The 16,516-nt window shown below is 65.5% G+C and carries 18 protein-coding genes; 12 read left to right on the top strand and 6 right to left on the bottom strand.

Annotation, left to right across the window (positions count from 1 at the left end):
* Positions 1 to 62 precede the first annotated feature (62 nt).
* A complete protein-coding gene (locus A5775_RS18980) occupies positions 63 to 1,040 on the top strand; it encodes a hypothetical protein (RefSeq protein ID WP_067255903.1) in 978 nt (325 codons plus the stop codon).
* Positions 1,041 to 1,044: 4 nt separating this feature from the next.
* Here the strand turns inward: A5775_RS18980 and A5775_RS25705 are convergent, their stop codons facing one another.
* Complete coding sequence (locus tag A5775_RS25705) at positions 1,045 to 1,215, bottom strand: hypothetical protein (protein ID WP_197512729.1); 171 nt, start codon at positions 1,213 to 1,215, stop codon at positions 1,045 to 1,047.
* 143 nt (positions 1,216 to 1,358) lie between these two features.
* Between A5775_RS25705 and zwf the strand changes: the two genes are divergently transcribed.
* Positions 1,359 to 2,858, top strand: a complete 1,500-nt coding sequence (gene zwf / locus A5775_RS18975) for a glucose-6-phosphate dehydrogenase (protein ID WP_067255752.1) — start codon at positions 1,359 to 1,361, stop codon at positions 2,856 to 2,858.
* A 12-nt stretch (positions 2,859 to 2,870) separates the two neighbouring features.
* Here zwf and A5775_RS18970 read toward each other — a convergent pair whose 3' ends face one another.
* A complete protein-coding gene (locus A5775_RS18970) occupies positions 2,871 to 3,794 on the bottom strand; it encodes a class I SAM-dependent methyltransferase (protein ID WP_067255750.1) in 924 nt (307 codons plus the stop codon).
* 181 nt (positions 3,795 to 3,975) lie between these two features.
* Between A5775_RS18970 and A5775_RS18965 the strand changes: the two genes are divergently transcribed.
* Complete coding sequence (locus tag A5775_RS18965; RefSeq protein WP_067255747.1) at positions 3,976 to 4,857, top strand: CoA ester lyase; 882 nt, start codon at positions 3,976 to 3,978, stop codon at positions 4,855 to 4,857.
* 83 nt (positions 4,858 to 4,940) lie between these two features.
* A complete protein-coding gene (locus A5775_RS18960) occupies positions 4,941 to 6,176 on the top strand; it encodes an osmoprotectant NAGGN system M42 family peptidase (protein ID WP_067255745.1) in 1,236 nt (411 codons plus the stop codon).
* Positions 6,177 to 6,243: 67 nt separating this feature from the next.
* Here A5775_RS18960 and A5775_RS18955 read toward each other — a convergent pair whose 3' ends face one another.
* Complete coding sequence (locus A5775_RS18955; RefSeq protein WP_067255742.1) at positions 6,244 to 6,927, bottom strand: GAP family protein; 684 nt, start codon at positions 6,925 to 6,927, stop codon at positions 6,244 to 6,246.
* A 273-nt stretch (positions 6,928 to 7,200) separates the two neighbouring features.
* On the opposite strand from A5775_RS18955, the gene A5775_RS18950 reads away from it, so the two are divergent.
* Together A5775_RS18950 and A5775_RS18945 are read left to right on the top strand one after the other, a co-directional pair.
* Positions 7,201 to 7,668 carry a lipocalin-like domain-containing protein gene (locus A5775_RS18950; RefSeq protein WP_067255740.1) on the top strand — a complete coding sequence of 156 codons (468 nt, stop codon included), beginning with the start codon at positions 7,201 to 7,203 and terminating at the stop codon, positions 7,666 to 7,668.
* Positions 7,669 to 7,702: 34 nt separating this feature from the next.
* The gene (locus A5775_RS18945; protein ID WP_067255737.1) at positions 7,703 to 8,464 is read left to right on the top strand and encodes an SDR family NAD(P)-dependent oxidoreductase; all 762 of its coding nucleotides are present in this window, start codon (positions 7,703 to 7,705) and stop codon (positions 8,462 to 8,464) included.
* Here the strand turns inward: A5775_RS18945 and A5775_RS18940 are convergent.
* Complete coding sequence (locus tag A5775_RS18940) at positions 8,455 to 9,126, bottom strand: heme oxygenase (biliverdin-producing) (RefSeq protein WP_067255734.1); 672 nt, start codon at positions 9,124 to 9,126, stop codon at positions 8,455 to 8,457. The genes A5775_RS18945 and A5775_RS18940 overlap by 10 nt on opposite strands.
* A gap of 253 nt (positions 9,127 to 9,379) precedes the next feature.
* Between A5775_RS18940 and A5775_RS18935 the strand changes: the two genes are divergently transcribed.
* Positions 9,380 to 11,665, top strand: a complete 2,286-nt coding sequence (locus A5775_RS18935) for a SpoIIE family protein phosphatase (protein WP_197512727.1) — start codon at positions 9,380 to 9,382, stop codon at positions 11,663 to 11,665.
* A 107-nt stretch (positions 11,666 to 11,772) separates the two neighbouring features.
* On the top strand, positions 11,773 to 12,216 hold the full coding sequence (locus A5775_RS18930; RefSeq protein WP_067255732.1) for a limonene-1,2-epoxide hydrolase family protein: 444 nt from the start codon (positions 11,773 to 11,775) through the stop codon (positions 12,214 to 12,216).
* Positions 12,217 to 12,246: 30 nt separating this feature from the next.
* Here the strand turns inward: A5775_RS18930 and A5775_RS18925 are convergent, their stop codons facing one another.
* Entirely contained in the window at positions 12,247 to 12,804 is a 558-nt protein-coding gene (locus tag A5775_RS18925) for an FKBP-type peptidyl-prolyl cis-trans isomerase (RefSeq protein WP_231995215.1), read from the bottom strand.
* A gap of 167 nt (positions 12,805 to 12,971) precedes the next feature.
* Here A5775_RS18925 and A5775_RS18920 point away from each other — a divergent pair, with 167 nt between their 5' ends.
* The 4 genes from A5775_RS18920 to A5775_RS18905 all read left to right on the top strand — a co-directional run bounded on the left by A5775_RS18920 (position 12,972) and on the right by A5775_RS18905 (position 15,675).
* Positions 12,972 to 13,328: a type II toxin-antitoxin system prevent-host-death family antitoxin gene (locus tag A5775_RS18920; RefSeq protein ID WP_067255895.1), complete on the top strand. Its 357-nt coding sequence runs from the start codon at positions 12,972 to 12,974 to the stop codon at positions 13,326 to 13,328.
* A 12-nt stretch (positions 13,329 to 13,340) separates the two neighbouring features.
* Positions 13,341 to 14,051: a zeta toxin family protein gene (locus A5775_RS18915; protein ID WP_231995214.1), complete on the top strand. Its 711-nt coding sequence runs from the start codon at positions 13,341 to 13,343 to the stop codon at positions 14,049 to 14,051.
* A 91-nt stretch (positions 14,052 to 14,142) separates the two neighbouring features.
* The gene (locus A5775_RS18910; protein WP_067255730.1) at positions 14,143 to 14,454 is read left to right on the top strand and encodes a hypothetical protein; all 312 of its coding nucleotides are present in this window, start codon (positions 14,143 to 14,145) and stop codon (positions 14,452 to 14,454) included.
* A gap of 408 nt (positions 14,455 to 14,862) precedes the next feature.
* Positions 14,863 to 15,675: a PPOX class F420-dependent oxidoreductase gene (locus A5775_RS18905; RefSeq protein WP_067255727.1), complete on the top strand. Its 813-nt coding sequence runs from the start codon at positions 14,863 to 14,865 to the stop codon at positions 15,673 to 15,675.
* Between the two features lie 89 nt (positions 15,676 to 15,764).
* On the opposite strand, the gene A5775_RS18900 is transcribed toward A5775_RS18905, so the two are convergent.
* Positions 15,765 to 16,475 carry a cutinase family protein gene (locus A5775_RS18900; RefSeq protein ID WP_067255725.1) on the bottom strand — a complete coding sequence of 237 codons (711 nt, stop codon included), beginning with the start codon at positions 16,473 to 16,475 and terminating at the stop codon, positions 15,765 to 15,767.
* Positions 16,476 to 16,516 lie beyond the last annotated feature (41 nt).

Genomic DNA, 16,516 nt, shown 5'->3' with positions numbered 1-16,516 from the left:
TGTATTGCCCGGCGCACGGTGTATCCTGCGTGTTCCCTGATCATGAGCAGGAAGCACGCACCGTGGACATGGCAAGCGACCAATCGTCGACACCGCCGCTGAACTGGGCCGAAGCCCAACCCCTGCTGAGGCCGGTGCTGCGGCCGCAAAGCTACGCCAATCACCTCGTCAACACCGGGGCGCAGCCCTGGGTCCGGCCGGTGTTCCCCCACATCAACGAGATGGTCGTCGTCGACCTGCCCACGGTGCGGGCCATGGTGACGCCGGCGGAAACCGGCGCGTGGGGCATCACCGGCGATCAGGCGTTCGCGGTGGCCCGGGAGAATCTGTCCGCGCGTCAGCAGACGTTCACCCCGGGCGAGAAGTACCTGTTGAAGGACGCCGACGGCGCCAGCTACGTCGACTCGATGGTCGTGGCCGCCGGGTGGCTGGGTTCGCTGGCAGTGCCGGGCGGTGCGCGGCCCCTGGTGTTCTTCCCCGGGGACGGGGCGTTGGTCCTGGGCACCGACGCGCTCGACCAGGTGGCAGAACTCTTCGAGGCCGCCGAACAGCTGTACCTCGAGGCCGAACAGCCGGTCTCGCCGCAGGGCTACACAATTGAGGGCGCCGTGATCGTGCCGTTCGATCAGGCCGGCCCGCATCCCCTGCGCAGCTTTGGCCTGGCTGCTCGAAGCCTTTTGGCCGCAAGGGAATACCAACATCAGACCGAATATCTGCGGGAACATTACGAGCGCGAACGATTCCCGCAATACGTCGGTGAGGCACAGGTGATCGACACTCCGTGGGGGCGGCGCACCACAACCGTGTGGGGCGAAGGCCCGGCCTGGGAACTGCCCCACACCGATTACGTGACGTTTCTGGCCGGCGACCCCTCACATGTGTCGGACAGGTTCACCGTGCCGTTCGCCACGGCCGTCGACGTGGTCGGCATCCTTCCCGTCTCGGGGATCACTCCGGTTCGATACCGCGCCAACGCATGGCCGGCACCGGAAACACTGGCGACGCTGAAAGCTCACGCCATCGACCTACCGAGTGGATGACTCGCTAGTCCGGCGGCTCGTTGCCGGAGCCTCGGACGGCGGCATGCTCCCGGTCGCTGGGCTTGCCGGGGACGTCTTCGGCTTCGCGGTCCTCGGCGACCTTCTGCTCGAGCTGATCGACGATGTTCTCCAGCTCCTGAGCGCGGCTCAGTGGGTCTTTGTCGGGTTGTGTCATGTCGCTTCCATCGGCTTGCTGGGGCCGCGAACCCCGCTGCTGGGAGCCCGCCGCTATCCCATACCCGATCGTGCGATCCCTAACCGGGCCTGGAGCCGGGAACAGGGGCGACAGAGCGCCGTGGCGGTGGAAGTATCGCAGGAGTGGCCACAGCGAAACCTCAGACCATCTCGTACCCCGCGCCCGACGCACGCCTGCGTCGTCAGCATGCCGATCGGCTCGACCCGCACGTCATCGTCCTGTTCGGGGCGACGGGGGATCTGGCCAAGCGGAAGCTGATCCCCGGCTTGGCGTACCTGGACCAATCCGAGTTGGCGCCCGACATTCAAATCGTCGCCACGTCGCTGGAAGATTTGACCGACGACGAATTTCGCGACCTCGCCAAGACTGCGATCGATTCCTTCGGAACGCACAAGCTCACGCCCGACCAATGGGCGAACTTCGCGAAGCTCATCACCTACGTCCCGCAGGGCGTCGGACCCGAAGCGCTGGCCGCCGCGGTGGCCGAGGCCGAAGCCAACTTGGGCCCCAACGTTCGGCGGCTGCACTACCTGTCGGTGCCGCCCAAGGCGGCGCGCGCGGTGATCACCATGCTGCGCGACGCGAAACTCGTCGAACGCTCGCGCGTGGTGATGGAGAAACCGTTCGGCACCGATCTGGCCAGTGCGGTGGCGCTCAACGACTTCGTGCACGAAACCTTCGAGGAATCCCAGATTTTCCGGATCGACCACTTCCTGGGCAAGGAGGCCGCCCAGAACATCTTGGCGTTCCGCTTCGCCAACGGTCTGTTCGAACCGATCTGGAACCGCAACTTCATCGACCACATCCAAATCGATATTCCCGAAGCGCTGGGCCTGGATCAGCGGGCGAGTTTCTATGAGGAAACCGGCGCGTACAAGGACATGGTGGTCACCCACCTGTTCCAGGTGATGGCGTTCGTGGTGATGGAGCCGCCGACGGCGCTCGAACCGTTTGCCATCAGCGAAGAGAAAAACAAGGTGTTCCGGTCGATGTTGCCGGTCAAGCCCTCGAATGTGGTTCGCGGTCAGTACCAGGGCTACCGCGACGAAGCCGGGGTGGCAAGGGATTCCGACACCGAGACGTTCATCGCCCTCAAGGTCGGCATCGACAACTGGAGGTGGGCCGGGGTGCCCATCTACCTGCGGACCGGCAAGAAGATGGCCGAGGGCATTCGCATCATCTCGATCGCGTTCAAGGAGGCCCCGCGCACGATGTTCCCGCCCGGATCCGGGGTGGGAACCCAGGGTCCCGATCACCTCACGTTCGACCTCGCCGACAACTCGAAGGTGTCCCTGTCGTTCTATGGCAAGCGGCCCGGCCCCGGCATGAAGCTGGACAAGCTGTCCATGCAATTTTCCTCGCAGGAGATCGAGACGGTCGTGGATGTGCTGGAGGCCTACGAACGACTCATCCTCGACGCGATGCGCGGCGACCACACCCTGTTCAATACCGCGGAAGGCATCGAATCGCTATGGGAGCGCTCGGAAGAGCTCCTCACCAACCCGCCCGCGGCCAAGATGTATCAGCCAGGGACCTGGGGCCCCAACGCTATTCACCAGTTGATCGCGCCCAATGCCTGGCGGTTGCCGTTCGAGCGGGGGTGGCGCGACGCCAGGCCGTGATGCTGGGCCGGCTCAACTCAGTTCGGCGCTGAGGTAACCGATGGCGTGGCGGAATGTCTTGAGGATTTCGTTGTCGGGCACCACGAAACCGTAGTCGGCATATACCTGCTCGGTGGGGTGGTGGGTGACGTTCCAGCCCGTGGCGGCCAGGTACTCGGCGGCCGGACGGCGCTCCCCGGGCCAGACGAGTTCGGCGACGTCGATGTCGAGTCCGTGTTGACGCCAGTTGTTGCGCATCGCCCGGGCCCGTTCGTCGGTGAACACGCTCATGTCGGTGATGTTCTCGGTGGCCAGGCGGCTGCCCGGCGCGCTGAGCGCGGTGACGTTGTCCAGCAGCCTGTCCCGGGCCTCCGGCGGCAGGTAGGGCTGTAGGCCCTCGGCGATCCAGGCGGTGGGCGAGTTGGTGTCAAAACCGCCGTCGCGCAGGGCGGTTGGCCAATCATCGCGCAGATCGATAGCGACGGTGCGGCGCTCGGCGGTCGGTTCCGCGCCGATCTGGGCGAGCGTGTCGGTTTTGAAGGAGATGACCTCGGGCTGGTCGACCTCGAAAACCACGGTGCCCGCAGGCCACGACAACCGGTAGGCCCGGGCATCGAGCCCGGCGGCCAGGATGACGGCCTGGCGCGCGCCGGCGGCCGTCGCGGCGCGGAAGAAATCGTCGAAGAACCTGGTCCGCACCGTCATCTGCTCGCGCCGCTGCTGCAGGGTCATCGGCGAGTCATCGTTGTCCAGCGGGATTTGGCCGTCCAGCATTCGGACGAAGAAGGGGTGTCCGACCGCGCGCACCAACGGTTCGGCGAACCGGTCGTCAAGCAGCGGGTCCGGTTCGCGAGACGCCAAGGCCCGCGAGGCCGCCACCATCGTGGCGGTCGCCCCCACGCTGGAGGCCAGGTCCCAGCTATCGCCCTCGGTCCGTGCCGAATCAAACGATGACATCCCTTTTTCCCTTCCGGGATCCGGCTGCCGCACCGGCCGATCCGGCCTGGCCCGGCCGCCACCCGCGACTACACCACCGGTACCGAAGAGTACTTTCTGCCTATGCCACGGTCACCCGCGCCCAGCGCATGCCCTTGACCGCATTCCCGCAAACGCTCGACGACAGGAAGTGAATCACGTTATGGCACCGACCCTGCGCCCGCGCCGGTCCGCCCTATACCTGCCCGGCAACAAGCCCCGAGCGCTCGAGAAGGGCAAATCGCTGCCGGCGGACGTGCTGATATTCGACCTCGAAGATGCCGTAGGGCCAGATGCGAAAGCCGAATCGCGGGCGACGGTGTGCGAGGCGGTCTCGTCGAAGAGCTACCGGCCGCGGGAGATCGTGGTGCGCATCAACGGGTTGGACACCGACTGGCACGACGACGATCTGGCCGCGGTGGCGCAATCGGCCGCCGACGGGGTGCTGGTGCCGAAAGTCGAGACGGGCCAACAGGTTCAGGCGCTGACTGACGCGCTCGACACGCTGGGCGCACCGAAGTCGTTGCAGCTGTGGGTGATGATCGAAACCCCCCGGGCGTTTCTGCGGGCCGAGGAGGTCGCGTCGGGCAGCGAGCGGTTGGCCGGGCTGGTCGTCGGCACCAATGATCTCGTCAACGAACTGCACGGCCTACACGTCCCCGGGCGCACGCCCGTCGTACCCGCACTGGGCATGGCCCTGTTGGGAGCGAGGGCGGCCGGGAAAATCATCTTGGATGGCGTGTTCAACGACATCACCGATGAGGGCGGATTCCGGGCCGAGGCGCAGCACGGCCGCGAAATGGGATTCGACGGGAAGACCCTCATCCACCCGTCACAGATCGCCCCGGCCAACGAGCTGTTCGGTCCTTCGCAGAAGGAGCTGGACGACGCCCGCAAGGTCGTGTCCGCCTACAAGGAGGCGCGGGCGGCGGGCACCAGCGTCATCACGGTCGATGGCCGCATGATCGAGAACTTGCACGTGCGCGACGCCCAGCGACTTCTTGCCCTGGCCGATTTGATCTCGGAGATGGAAACCGCGTCCTAGCGCGGATTAGCCCGGGCCGGGCGGTCGGGGGGCGTCACACGGTAGGTTGTACGCGATTCCCCGACGACTCGAGAGGAAACAAGGTGGGCGAGACCGCGGCCATGGCCGAGGCTGACCGCGCGTGGATGATCGACACGTTGCTCGCGCTGCTGCAAACCCCGAGTCCGTCGGGGCGCACCGACGCGGTGATGCAGGTGATCGGCGACATCCTCGACGACTTCGGCGTGCCGTTTACGCTGACGCGGCGCGGGGCGCTGACCGCGGAACTCCCGGGGGAGTCGGCGACGATCGACCGGGCGCTGGTTGTCCACTCGGACACCATCGGCTGCATGGTCCGCAACCTCAAGGACAATGGCCGCCTCGAACTCGTTCCCGTCGGCACCTTCTCGGCCCGGTTCGCCGCGGGTGCCCGCGTGCGCATCTTCATCGACGACCCCGACGAGTTCATCACCGGCACCGTCATGCCGCTCAAGTCCAGTGGCCACGCGTTCGGCGACGAGATCGACACCCAACCCACCGATTGGGACCACGTCGAGGTTCGCATCGACCGCAAAGTGTCGTCGCGCGAGGACCTGCTTCGTCTCGGCCTGCAGATCGGTGATTTCGTGGCCTTGATCACCAGCCCCGAGCTCACCGCCGACGGCTTCATCGTCTCCCGTCACCTGGACGGAAAAGCGGGCGTCGCGATCGCACTCGCCCTGGCCAAGAACTTCTCCGAGAACAGGGTGGTGCTGCCGCACCGCACCACAATCCTGGTCACCATCACCGAGGAGGTCGGCCACGGGGCGAGCCACGGGCTGCCCGGCGATGTCGCCGAGTTGGTGTCGGTGGACAACGCGGTGTGCGCGCCGGGCCAGCACTCGCTCGAGGACGGCGTGACGATCCCGATGGCCGATATGCACGGCCCGTTCGACTACCACCTGACCCGCAAACTCTGCCGGCTCGCTTGGGAGCAGGGAATCCCGTTCGCCCGCGACATCTTTCGCTATTACCGATCCGACGCCGCCGCGGCGATCGAGGCGGGGGCGAACACTCGCGCCGCTCTCGTCGGCTTCGGGCTCGATGGCAGCCATGGCTGGGAGCGCACCCACATCGATTCGCTGGAGGCCGCCTACAACCTGCTGCACGCATGGCTGCAGACACCGTTGACGTTCGCCAAGTGGGACGCCAAGCCGACCGGCAGTCTGCGCGACTTCCCGTCGTCGAAGCAGCCCGCACCCAGCGAGCGGTGGGTGCCGCTGTCTCGGGGCGATTACGAGAGCCCCGGCGAAGCATCGCCCGGGACGCCTTGGCCGCCGTCGGAGGGGCCCCAGGCCTGAGGGGGCCGGCCGTCCGGTCGGCGCGCCGAAGTCCGTTACCGTCCGCAACGATTGATTTGGTTGGGCTTCACCAGAGCGCACTGTGATTGACGAGCGCGTCGGCGATGAGTCCGACTCCGAATACGAGAAACAAGAGCCGCACCGATATTGGGCCGTAGCGGGTGAGCGCGCGGACAATCCTGCGCTGAATCCGCTTGGCACGCATGGTTCGTCGCATCGACAAAGCGAGGATCGCCAACGGCGGTGACAGAGCGATCGCCCAATAGGCGATGATGACCAGCGGCCAGAGCGGTGGGCGTGGATGCACGGCGGCCAGCATCGCCAAGCCCGTGAGATACGGCACCGCGGTCGGCGCTTGTCCGCTTCCCACCGCCAGCCCGAGGAATCCGAGCAGCCACGGGCGTTGCCGCATCGCCGCCAAGGCCCAGCCGGGAGCCGACGATTGCGCGGTCAACGGGAAGTAGGCCAGGCAGACCAGCCCGATTCCCAACAGCAGTTCGCCCCGAAATCGAATCGCCGGGGTGACGTGAAAATCCAGTGACTGCGTGAGGAAGCTGATGCCCAGCACCGTGCACACGCCGAAGGTGGTCGTGACGGCAAACACGCCCGCGACGAAGCTCAAGGCGCCCGGGAAGGGGGAGCGCCGGCTGAGCCGACTATCGAAGATGACCGCCGAGACCACACCCACGTTGAGGACGTTGAGCGAGTCGAGAAACGCCAGTCCCGCAAGGGCAAGTATCAGAGTTGTCACGCGCCTGTACCGGGCCTAGCGTGCGGACCCGCGGGCCGCCCGCAAGCGGCTGGGCGCTGACCACGGCGACCAGATCAAAGCGGCGATCATGCTGCAGACAATACGAGTCTGACCGCAGCGGGGTCGGTGGAGGCTGCCGTTGTGCGCGGCTACCGATGATCACTCGGGGGGCGATGGTGTCAGCACGGGCGATGCGCGGCATTATCGAGGCGTCGGCGACGCGGCTGACGCATCCACGTAGCGACAGCAGATCGAATCCCGAGGGGCCCACCGATGACCACGCTTACACCGCAGGACCTTCGCGAATACCTCATCGGGGCTTGGACGTTGGAGTCCTATCAAAGCTCGGATCTGGACGGCTCGAATATGCGCTACCCGTTGGGCGCCGACGCCCGCGGCATCATCATGTACACCGCCGACGGATACATGTCCGCCCAGATCATGCGCGCGGACCGCGCACCGATTGCCCGTGGTGACCTTCAGGTAGCCGACACCGCCGAATTGGCCGCGGCGGCCAAGGGATACCTGGCGTACACCGGCCCTTACAGCGTTCTCGACACCGGGGTGATCGCCCACCACGTCGACGTCAGCCTGCTACCGAACTGGGTCGGCGGGACGCAATACCGCGCCGCCCGGACCGGCGACGGCCGCCTGGAGCTGAGCCCCGCCGAGCCGGTCGTCATCAAGGGGAAACCACGCCACGGCGTCCTGCTGTGGCGGCGGGCAAAACCGGCCAAATAACATACTTTGCAAAGGAACTCGTCAGGAGAACTCGATGGGGTTGCTCGACCGCAAGACCGCTGTCATCACCGGTGCCAATTCCGGGATCGGGTTGGCGACCGCGGCGCGTTTCCTTGCCGAGGGCGCCGAACGGGTCTTCATCACGGGTCGGCGCCAGTCCGAACTCGACACCGCGGCAAGCAAATTGGGGTCGCGGGCAACCGCCGTACCCGGCGACGTCGGGATACCGCATGACCTGGACCGGCTCTACGCCGAGGTCGCGTCCGCCGGCAAGGGGCTTGACATCGTGATGGCCAACGCCGGGGCGACCAGGGTGGCGCCACTGGGGGAGATCACCGACGATGACCTCGACGCGCTGCTGACCACCAACGTCAAGGGAGTCGTGCACACCGTGCAGAAGGCGCTGCCGCTGCTCAACAACGGTGCCTCCATCATCCTGACGGGTTCCACTACCGCCGACCGCGGCCGCACCGGACTGAGCATCTACGCCGCCACCAAGGCCGCCGTGCGGTCGCTGGCCCGCGCCTGGGCCAACGAGCTCGCCGACCGCAACATCCGGGTCAACGTCATCGTCGCCGGATCCACCGCCACCCCGGGCAGCAACGCGCTGGCCGTTCAAACCGACCCCGATGCGTCCATCGAAGAGTTCCGCGCCGATCGCATCGCCACCATCCCGTTGGGGCGCTTCGCCGAACCGATCGAGATCGCCAATGCTGCCGTGTTTTTGGCGAGTGATCTATCCAGCTTCACCACCGGATCCACGGTGACCGCCGACGGCGGATTCAATCAAGTCTGACCGCGATCGGGGAGCAAGTACCGGTCTTGCACATTGTCGGCGAGTTCATCGAGCATGGCGTGGTTCAAACCGAAGGCGAGTTTCACCTCGCCGACTATGCGATCGATTTCGCCGGCGCCTGGGCGCAGTGCGTCAAGGCGAGCCCGATAAGCGTCCTTATACGGTTTAGGTCGCATCGGGAATTCATAGAATGCAAGCCCAGCGCCGCCAAGACCAAACGTGCGATTCAGAATTTTGCCGATACCCCGGCCTCCGGAGAGGTCTCCGAGATAGCGGGTGTAGTGGTGGGCCACCAGCGCACCCCCCCAAGTGAGGGAGGCGAGACGCTCAGCGTAGGCCGCCGTCGCGGGGGAGTTGACCTCGCGGGTGCCGCCGGGCAGCCAATGTTGGAGATCGACATCGATAGCCGTCAGACGCTCCAACGCTGGGTCGTACACGGCGGCAACCATGGGGTCGTCACGGCGGGCGCGCATGGCGTCCTCTAGCGCGGTGTACACCACGCGTAACCGAAGCAAACAATCGGAATAGCCCTTCGCGGTAACCCGACCGGAGAGCAGTTCGGACATGAATGGGCTCTGCTCGGCAGCGTCGTGTTCGGCCGCCGAGCCCTGTTTCATCGCAACCGACAGCCGGCGGACTGTTGAGAGGGCGATCGAGCACATGACCTGCTCAGATTACATCGGTGCTTGCGACGGCGACGGTTACTGCAACAGTCGACAGCCCTTAGGCTCGACGCATAGTTCCCGACACCAGCAGAGCTGAAAGCCGAGTACTGCTATCGGAGAGGGAAATATGTTGGGCGCGTTGAGAAATCAGTGTCGGGCCGGTCGGCCAGGAAATGCATACTGGTGCTGAATTGACAAGAATTTTGGAAGTCTGGCTGCTACTGCTCACCGACCCGATTAGGCTGCCCGCGTGACCAGCGACGAGCGGCGCATCCCACCGTCGATACCTGTGCATCAGCCGATCGACGATCTCGTCCCGGTCGGCACGCCCATAGACCTCGACAACTGTGCGCGTGAGCCGATCCACATCCCGGGCAGCATCCAGCCGCGCGGTGTGCTCGCGGTGGTGCGCGACCACACCTTCGAGGTGCGTCAGGTCAGCGCCAACGTGGCCGACCTGCTCGGCCGCCCCGTCGACGCCATTTTGGGCCGGCACCTGTCGGCGCTGATCGGTCCCGAACAGGCCGCCCGGGTCGAGCAGGCGACGTCGACCTTCGGCAGCCTGCGCCAAAACAACCCCCTTGAGTTCGTGATCGACGTCGCCGGCGAGCCACGAGCTTTCGACGCCATCCTGCACCGTGAGCCGGGTGGTGTGATCTTGGTGGAGCTCGAGATCGCCTACGGCCAGCGACCGTTCTCCTTTCCGAACACTTATCAGGCGGTCCGCGGCGCGGTCGAGCTGTTGAACCGGGCCGCCACGCTGACCGAGTTGTACGCCACCGCCGCGCGTGCCGTCCGCGATCTGACCGGGTTCGACCGGGTGATGGTGTACCGCTACGACGAGGAGTACAACGGCGAGGTCGTCGCCGAGTCCAAACGCGAGGACCTCAACTCCTTCCTCGGCTTGCACTACCCGTCCAGCGACATCCCGGCGCAGGCGCGTGCACTGTACGAAAAGAACTGGATCCGACTCATTTCCGACGTCGGCTACACGCCCGCACCACTGGTGTCGAGCATCGACCCCGGACGCGATACGCCACTGGACCTCACTTATGCCACATTGCGCAGCGTCTCGCCCATCCATATCGAGTATCTGCAAAACATGGGTGTGCACGCATCGATGTCGATCTCACTTCTGCGGCAGGGCCGGCTATGGGGGCTGATCGCCTGCCACCACTACGCCGGTCCGCATCTGCCCCCGTTCGGCACCCGCGCGGCGGCCGAGTTCCTCGGCTCCACGCTGTCGCTGCGGCTTGTCGACCGGTTCGAGGACGAACAACTGCACAAGCGGCTGGCTGCGCAGTCGGTGCTGGCCAAGCTCACCGGCGCCACGCTTGACGACGGCGAGCCGCTGTCGGCGGCGTTGCTCGGGGCGCCAGACCTGCTCGATCTCGTGATTGCCGACGGCGTCGTCGTCAACATCCAGGGCGACCTTCGGGTGCGTGGGTCGGTTCCGCCGCCGGAGGTCGTGTCTGCCGTCGCCGCCTGGGCGCGTGAGGCGAACGACGAGATCGCAAGCAGCGAGTGCCTGTCTCGCGCGCTACCCGAACTCGACCTCGATCCGCAGTTGGCCGCCGGCACGCTCGCTCTCAACCTGCCTGACGGGCAGTACGCCATCTGGTTCCGGCGCGAAGTGCTGCGCTCGGTGGACTGGGGCGGCGACCCGTACAACAAGGCGATCGCGGACAGCGAGGGCGACCAGACGCGGCTTAGCCCACGCAAATCGTTCGATCGGTGGCGCGAGATCGTCCACCGTCGCAGCGAACCGTGGACGGTGAGCGAGACCGAATCCGCCGAGGCGTTGCGACGCCACCTGGTCGAATCGCTGTACCGCCGCACGAGGGGAGCGCTGCGCGTGGCCGAGACGCTACAGCGCAGCCTGCTGCCCGAGTCGATCCCGACCCTCGAAAACTGGCAGTTGTCAGCGCATTACGAGCCCGCGGCGGGGGATAACGTCGGCGGCGACTGGTACGACGCGTTCGAACTCCGAGACGGCCGGCTGATCGTGCTGATCGGCGACGTCGCCGGGCATGGTATTGCCGCGGCCGGCACCATGGCCGCGTTACGCAACGCCCTGCGCGCGCAGTTGTTCGCCGGCGCCGCACCGGCCGAGGCGCTGGAACAACTCAACGACTTCTGTTTGCACATGCTGCCCGGCGCGTTCGCCACCGTCCTCGCCGCGCGCGTCGATCTCGGCTCGGGGGAGGTGGAGGCCGCGTCCGCGGGCCACTTGATGCCGTACCTGACGAACTCGGCGGTACCGGCCGTCCCGGCACCGATCATGCTTTCACCGCCGATTGGCATCAAAGGCGTGACCTATATGCCCAGCACGTTCACCGTCGAGCCCGGACACGGGCTGGTCTTGTATTCCGACGGCCTCGTGGAACGTCGCGGCGAGGCGATCGACGACGGACTGGATCGCTTGGCCGAGACCCTCGCTCGCGCGGGGAACATACCCGCATCCCAGATCTGGGCGGCGATGCCGTCGGCCCGCACCGACGACGATGTCACCATCATCACGCTGCGCCGTCTCTGAGCTGTCGCGAGGCACTTGGCATTCAGTGGAATGGCGCCAAATTCAATGGCGGCCATCTACAGTTCGACAAATAGCGAACCCCACATTGACACCCGAGGGAAGACGAGATGGCGAAAAGTGTTGCGACCAAGAACGAAAACGAGAAGATCGTGGTCGATTTTATACATGCCGCTTACGGCGAAAGCATGAACATCGACGCGATGACCGCGCTCATGGCCGACGACTTCGAGTGGCAACTCCACGTTCCGCTGTCTCCGGTGGTTCGGGGACGCGAGGCGGCGCGCGCAGAACTCGAGAAGCACAACACGCTGTCAACCGGCATGATCGAGGGGAGCGAACTCCGCACGATCGTGTCGGACAGCGGCACCGTCATCGTCGAACGCGTCGACGTGAACTCGATGAATGGCGTGGCCGTCACATTTCACGTCACAGCGATTTTCGAGGTCCGCGACGGTGCGATCACTCATTGGCGAGAGTATTGGGACACCGCGCACGTCGCTCAGCAACTCGGCATCGATCCCGCGCTGATGTTCGCGCCGTTGACCGCTTAATCGACGGCACAGGGGATTTGGCGGCGCGGCCTAGCCCGAGGCGTTGAGGATCTTGATCGCGAAAACCAGCGTGTCGCCCGGCCGGATTCCGGCGCTGGGCTGACCCTCGGGATAGCCGTCCGCGGGGACCATCGCGACGGCGACCGTCGACCCGACCTTTTGTCCCGCAATGGCCTTCTGGAAACCTGGCACGACTCCGGTAAGCGGAAAGTCGACGGGGGCGCCGCGTTCGTAGCTGCTGTCGAACACCGACCCGTCACGCCCGTTGACGCCCATGTAGCAGACGGTGACCTTGGCGGTGCTCGAGACCACCGGCCCATCTCCGGCGCGCAGCGTATGCACCTGGGTCTGAGTCACGCTGAACGGTGCCGTCACGGTCACGCGCGGGGCCGCCGTATCCGTGGACCCGGTGACCGCGACGCTGCCCGTGGTCCCGGCCAGGGTCCAGTCAGGCGCTCCACCGTTTTGCGGTGCTGCGGTTGGGCATGAGCCGGCCGCGTTTGCCGCACCCGAACCAGCGAGCAGCAGAACGGTCGCCGCGACAGTGGCCGCGAGCGCGACAGAGGAATACACCCGGAAGGAGTTCACCGCCGACACGCTACAGCGACGTCGCTTCTTGATCGTCGTGGCCCCGCGTGTGCCGGTCGGAGGCATCGCGCGGGGACATCTGCCGCCGGAAACGAACAAAATGTCTATTTCGCACAAAACAGGCAAAACAGCTAAAGTGGGGGATGCAGACCAAGGAGGGGACCGCCATGTCCACAGTTTCGTTCCGCAACCGCGACGGCAAGCTTGTCGATGTCCCCTCGGTGACCGCCAGCCGCCTCAAAAACGAGTTTGGCACCGTGTTCGACGAGGCCGCGGTCAGCGGGGCGGTGGTGATCACCAAGCACAACACGCCCCGGGCCGTGCTGTTGTCGTACGCCGAATTCGAGGCGTTGGCCGCAACCGCGGCACCCGCGCTCGACGATCTCAGTGAGCGCTTCGACGAGCTGTTGTCCACCATGCAGACGCCGAAGGCCAAAGCCGGGGTCGCCGCGGCGTTCGACGCCGCGCCGGAGGAACTGGGCGCCGCCGCGGTGAAGGCGGCACGCACCGCGCCGCTGCGCTGATCCGCGCGGCCCATGGCTCGCACGAGAACGCCACCGGCGCAGATACACGTGTTGGCGGGCGTCAACGGCGCCGGCAAAAGCAGCGTCGTCGGGGCGACGATCCGCGATAAAGGCGGTGAGTACTACAACCCCGACGAGGCCGCGCGGGAAATCATCGCGGCCAACCCCGGATTGGGCCAGGCCGAGGCCAATGCGGCGGCATGGGAACAGGGTCGAAAACTGCTGCAGCGGGCGATTGACCAAGGCCTCGATTTCACCTTTGAGACCACACTCGGCGGTAACACGATGCCGGGACTGCTGGCCGAGGCCGCCAAGCGTGGGCTCGAGGTCCACGTTTTCTATGTAGGGCTCGACAGCGCTGATACCTGTATCGAGCGGGTGCGACAACGGGTCCGCGCCGGCGGGCACGATATTTCCGAAGCCGACGTCCGCCGGCGCTACCGACACAGCCTGATCAATCTGGTCAGACTCCTACCGGTGTTGACCGAGCTGCGGGTATATGACAACTCTGCGACCGCCGACCCGGAAATCGGGCAGGTACCGAAGCCGGTCTTGGTGCTGCACATGGACCACGGCCGCATCATCGGGCCGTCCGATTTGACCTCAACACCGGCTTGGGCCAAGCCCGTCGTCGCGGTCGCACTGGAGCTCGCGCCGAGACCACAACCGGACACTCGCTTTGGAGCCCACCGCATTCGTGACTCGGCGACCGAAACTCGTTGACGAGCTGACTGCCCGCGATTGCCGCGAATGGTCTTGACCTCCGTCGCCGGGCTCGGTTCGATGATGCACATACCACGAGGGGAGGCCCGCAATGAGGACGTTCGTTCGCCGTCTTGTTCCCGCCATCATGGTGGCGTTCGCATCAATGGCAGCCGTGACGATCGTGACACCGGCGGTCAGCAAGGCCGACTGCGCCGACGGCGAGTGGTGGGACCCCACCGGGAAGGTCTGCCGACCGGTCGGGGTCGGGCCACAACCCCTGGCGTGCGACCCCGGTCAGTGGTGGGACCCGACGGCCAATGTCTGCCGGCCGCTTGGCGTCGGACCCCAACCGCTCGCGTGTGACAACGGCTGGTGGTGGGATCCAGGCGCCAACGAGTGCCGTCCGCCGGCCGGCCAATAGCAACATGTGACTTGCGGCTCGTCGCTTAGTAGACGATAGCGACCCTTGGCGACGCATAGTATGCTCACAGCTAATAGTGGACGCGTTCGTCTACAATCTGCAGCGAAGAAGGCGCCATGTATACAGCACCATCACCCTTTGACGAGCCCACTGCGCCGATCGATGCTGAGACCTTGCGGACGTGGTGGACGCGCCACCGTCGTGAAGCGCAGGTGACCGAGCAAAACAAGCCCCGGCGCGCCGGGTTCATCCGTCAGAGATAGGGGGCGCGGCCCGCGGTTCGGCAGGGGGCTTTGGTGACTGTCTGCCGCACGGACGCGACGGGTACCGTCGCGCCGCCGTCACATATCGGCGCCCAATTCCGTCTAGCGATCAAGGACGAGAAGAAGGTTTTGTCGGAAGGGCAGCATGATGAATCACTTGAGTACGCCGGCGCGGATCTACCTAGTCGCCGTGACAGCGGGTGTAGGGATCGTTACCGCTGGGATTGGGATCTGGTGCTTGGCGGATCCGACTTCATTCGCCGATTCCGTCGGATTTGAGGCGCATCGGCACTTCTTGCATGACGTCGGAGCGTTCCAGCTCGGTCTGGGCGTCACACTGCTTCTTGCACTGATCTGGGCCGACGCGTTGGCTACCGCGCTCGCCGGATTCATCGTGGCGAACACCGTGCACACCGTGAACCATTTTATCGATCTCGACGTGGGTGGTTCACCCGCGCAAGCATGGATCCTCGGTGCCATGTCAGTGGCACTGCTTCTGGCCTTCGCGCTGCGGCTTCGTCAACTCGGCTATGTGTTGGGCGCCGTTGGCGCCGCAACCAATTCGACGTTAGTGCCGTTCGTGCGGCAAAAGACGATCTCGCTCACCACCTTTCGTAAGGACGGCACCCCAGGCTCCAGCCCGGTCAGCATCGTGGTGGACGGAGATCGCGCCTACTTTCGGAGTTTCGAGCGGGCGATCAAAGTGCGCCGGATCCGGCGTAATCCGAACGTCGAATTTGGGGCGGCAACGGCGTCGGGCAAACCCACGGGACCAACGCTGTCTGGCACGGTGCGGCTACTTGATGGGCCTGAATATTCCAAGGCGAGATGTCTGCTGCGGCAGAAGTATCCGTTCCTGCACGGCGTGTTGGTGCCGTTGGCCCACCGGGTCATGCGGTCCAAGTACGGCCGCACCATCCACGCCGAGTTGACCCCGTTGTCTGAATCTCTGCGCTAAAAAGTCTGGTTGATTCGACGGAAGAAAACCCGCCGCCCCCATCTTCGATCCAGCCGTATCGGCGACGTGAAACCCCCGTGGCGCAGAGGCTACAGGTGACTCGCAGCAAAATCCGCGCCCTGATCGGTCATGCCGTTCGCCGCATACATGGTGTGAGCGATGCCGGGCGGCCCCGTAGGAGCGCCATTGCAAATCGTGTCATCGGCGGCGCACAGCTGGATGGTCTTGGCCGCGTACAGCGGGCCGATCGTGATGGGCGGCGCGCCGGCGCCGCGCAAGAACTCGTTGGAGGGAGTTCCGAAAAGGACCACCGCGGCCACATGATTAGCCACCGCCGGGGGCAACGGCTGAGGTACGTAGGACACGAACTCCTGTGGCACTTCCTTGGGCACGGCAGCCGACGTGACAAAGCCGGCCACGGCGGCACCTTGGGAATACCCACCGAGCACCACTCTGGTGTTCGGACAATTCGATGCCGTTGACTCGAGGTGAGCGCCGGCGTCCCTGATCCCGTCCACGAAGGTTCTCGCGAAATCGATACCTCCGTTGAAGTCGCCACTCGCCTCATAGTTGACCGGATAGACGCCCACCGACTTGCCGCCGACCCGTGATCCCAGCGCATCGACGAACGCCTGCCCGACCCCGCCGACCCCGGGTGGCTCGCCGGTACCGCGGGCAAACACCACCTCCACGTCCGGACATGGCTCGGCGGATGCCGCCGGGGCGGGCAGGCCCACCATCGACGCCCCGGCTGCCACCGCGGCAGCAGCGAGATAATGGGCAAATCTTCGCAAGCTCATCGCCTGCGGATTCCCAGACCTCAGCCAATCGAAACAGCCCA

This window comes from Mycobacterium sp. 852002-10029_SCH5224772 (assembly GCF_001667315.1).
GTDB lineage: Bacteria > Actinomycetota > Actinomycetes > Mycobacteriales > Mycobacteriaceae > Mycobacterium.
Note: the sequence above shows the minus strand (reverse complement) of the source record. Positions and strands in the feature narration are given on the sequence as shown.

What these genes read in the sequence shown, in the direction of transcription:
- A5775_RS25705 (WP_197512729.1), bottom strand. Translation starts at nt 1,215, where the DNA reads ATGACACAACCCGACAAAGACCCACTGAGCCGCGCTCAGGAGCTGGAG.
- A5775_RS18970 (WP_067255750.1), bottom strand. Translation starts at nt 3,794, where the DNA reads ATGTCATCGTTTGATTCGGCACGGACCGAGGGCGATAGCTGGGACCTG.
- A5775_RS18965 (WP_067255747.1), top strand. Translation starts at nt 3,976, where the DNA reads ATGGCACCGACCCTGCGCCCGCGCCGGTCCGCCCTATACCTGCCCGGC.
- A5775_RS18950 (WP_067255740.1), top strand. Translation starts at nt 7,201, where the DNA reads ATGACCACGCTTACACCGCAGGACCTTCGCGAATACCTCATCGGGGCT.
- A5775_RS18945 (WP_067255737.1), top strand. Translation starts at nt 7,703, where the DNA reads ATGGGGTTGCTCGACCGCAAGACCGCTGTCATCACCGGTGCCAATTCC.
- A5775_RS18940 (WP_067255734.1), bottom strand. Translation starts at nt 9,126, where the DNA reads ATGTGCTCGATCGCCCTCTCAACAGTCCGCCGGCTGTCGGTTGCGATG.
- A5775_RS18930 (WP_067255732.1), top strand. Translation starts at nt 11,773, where the DNA reads ATGGCGAAAAGTGTTGCGACCAAGAACGAAAACGAGAAGATCGTGGTC.
- A5775_RS18920 (WP_067255895.1), top strand. Translation starts at nt 12,972, where the DNA reads ATGTCCACAGTTTCGTTCCGCAACCGCGACGGCAAGCTTGTCGATGTC.
- A5775_RS18915 (WP_231995214.1), top strand. Translation starts at nt 13,341, where the DNA reads ATGGCTCGCACGAGAACGCCACCGGCGCAGATACACGTGTTGGCGGGC.
- A5775_RS18910 (WP_067255730.1), top strand. Translation starts at nt 14,143, where the DNA reads ATGAGGACGTTCGTTCGCCGTCTTGTTCCCGCCATCATGGTGGCGTTC.
- A5775_RS18905 (WP_067255727.1), top strand. Translation starts at nt 14,863, where the DNA reads ATGATGAATCACTTGAGTACGCCGGCGCGGATCTACCTAGTCGCCGTG.
- A5775_RS18900 (WP_067255725.1), bottom strand. Translation starts at nt 16,475, where the DNA reads ATGAGCTTGCGAAGATTTGCCCATTATCTCGCTGCTGCCGCGGTGGCA.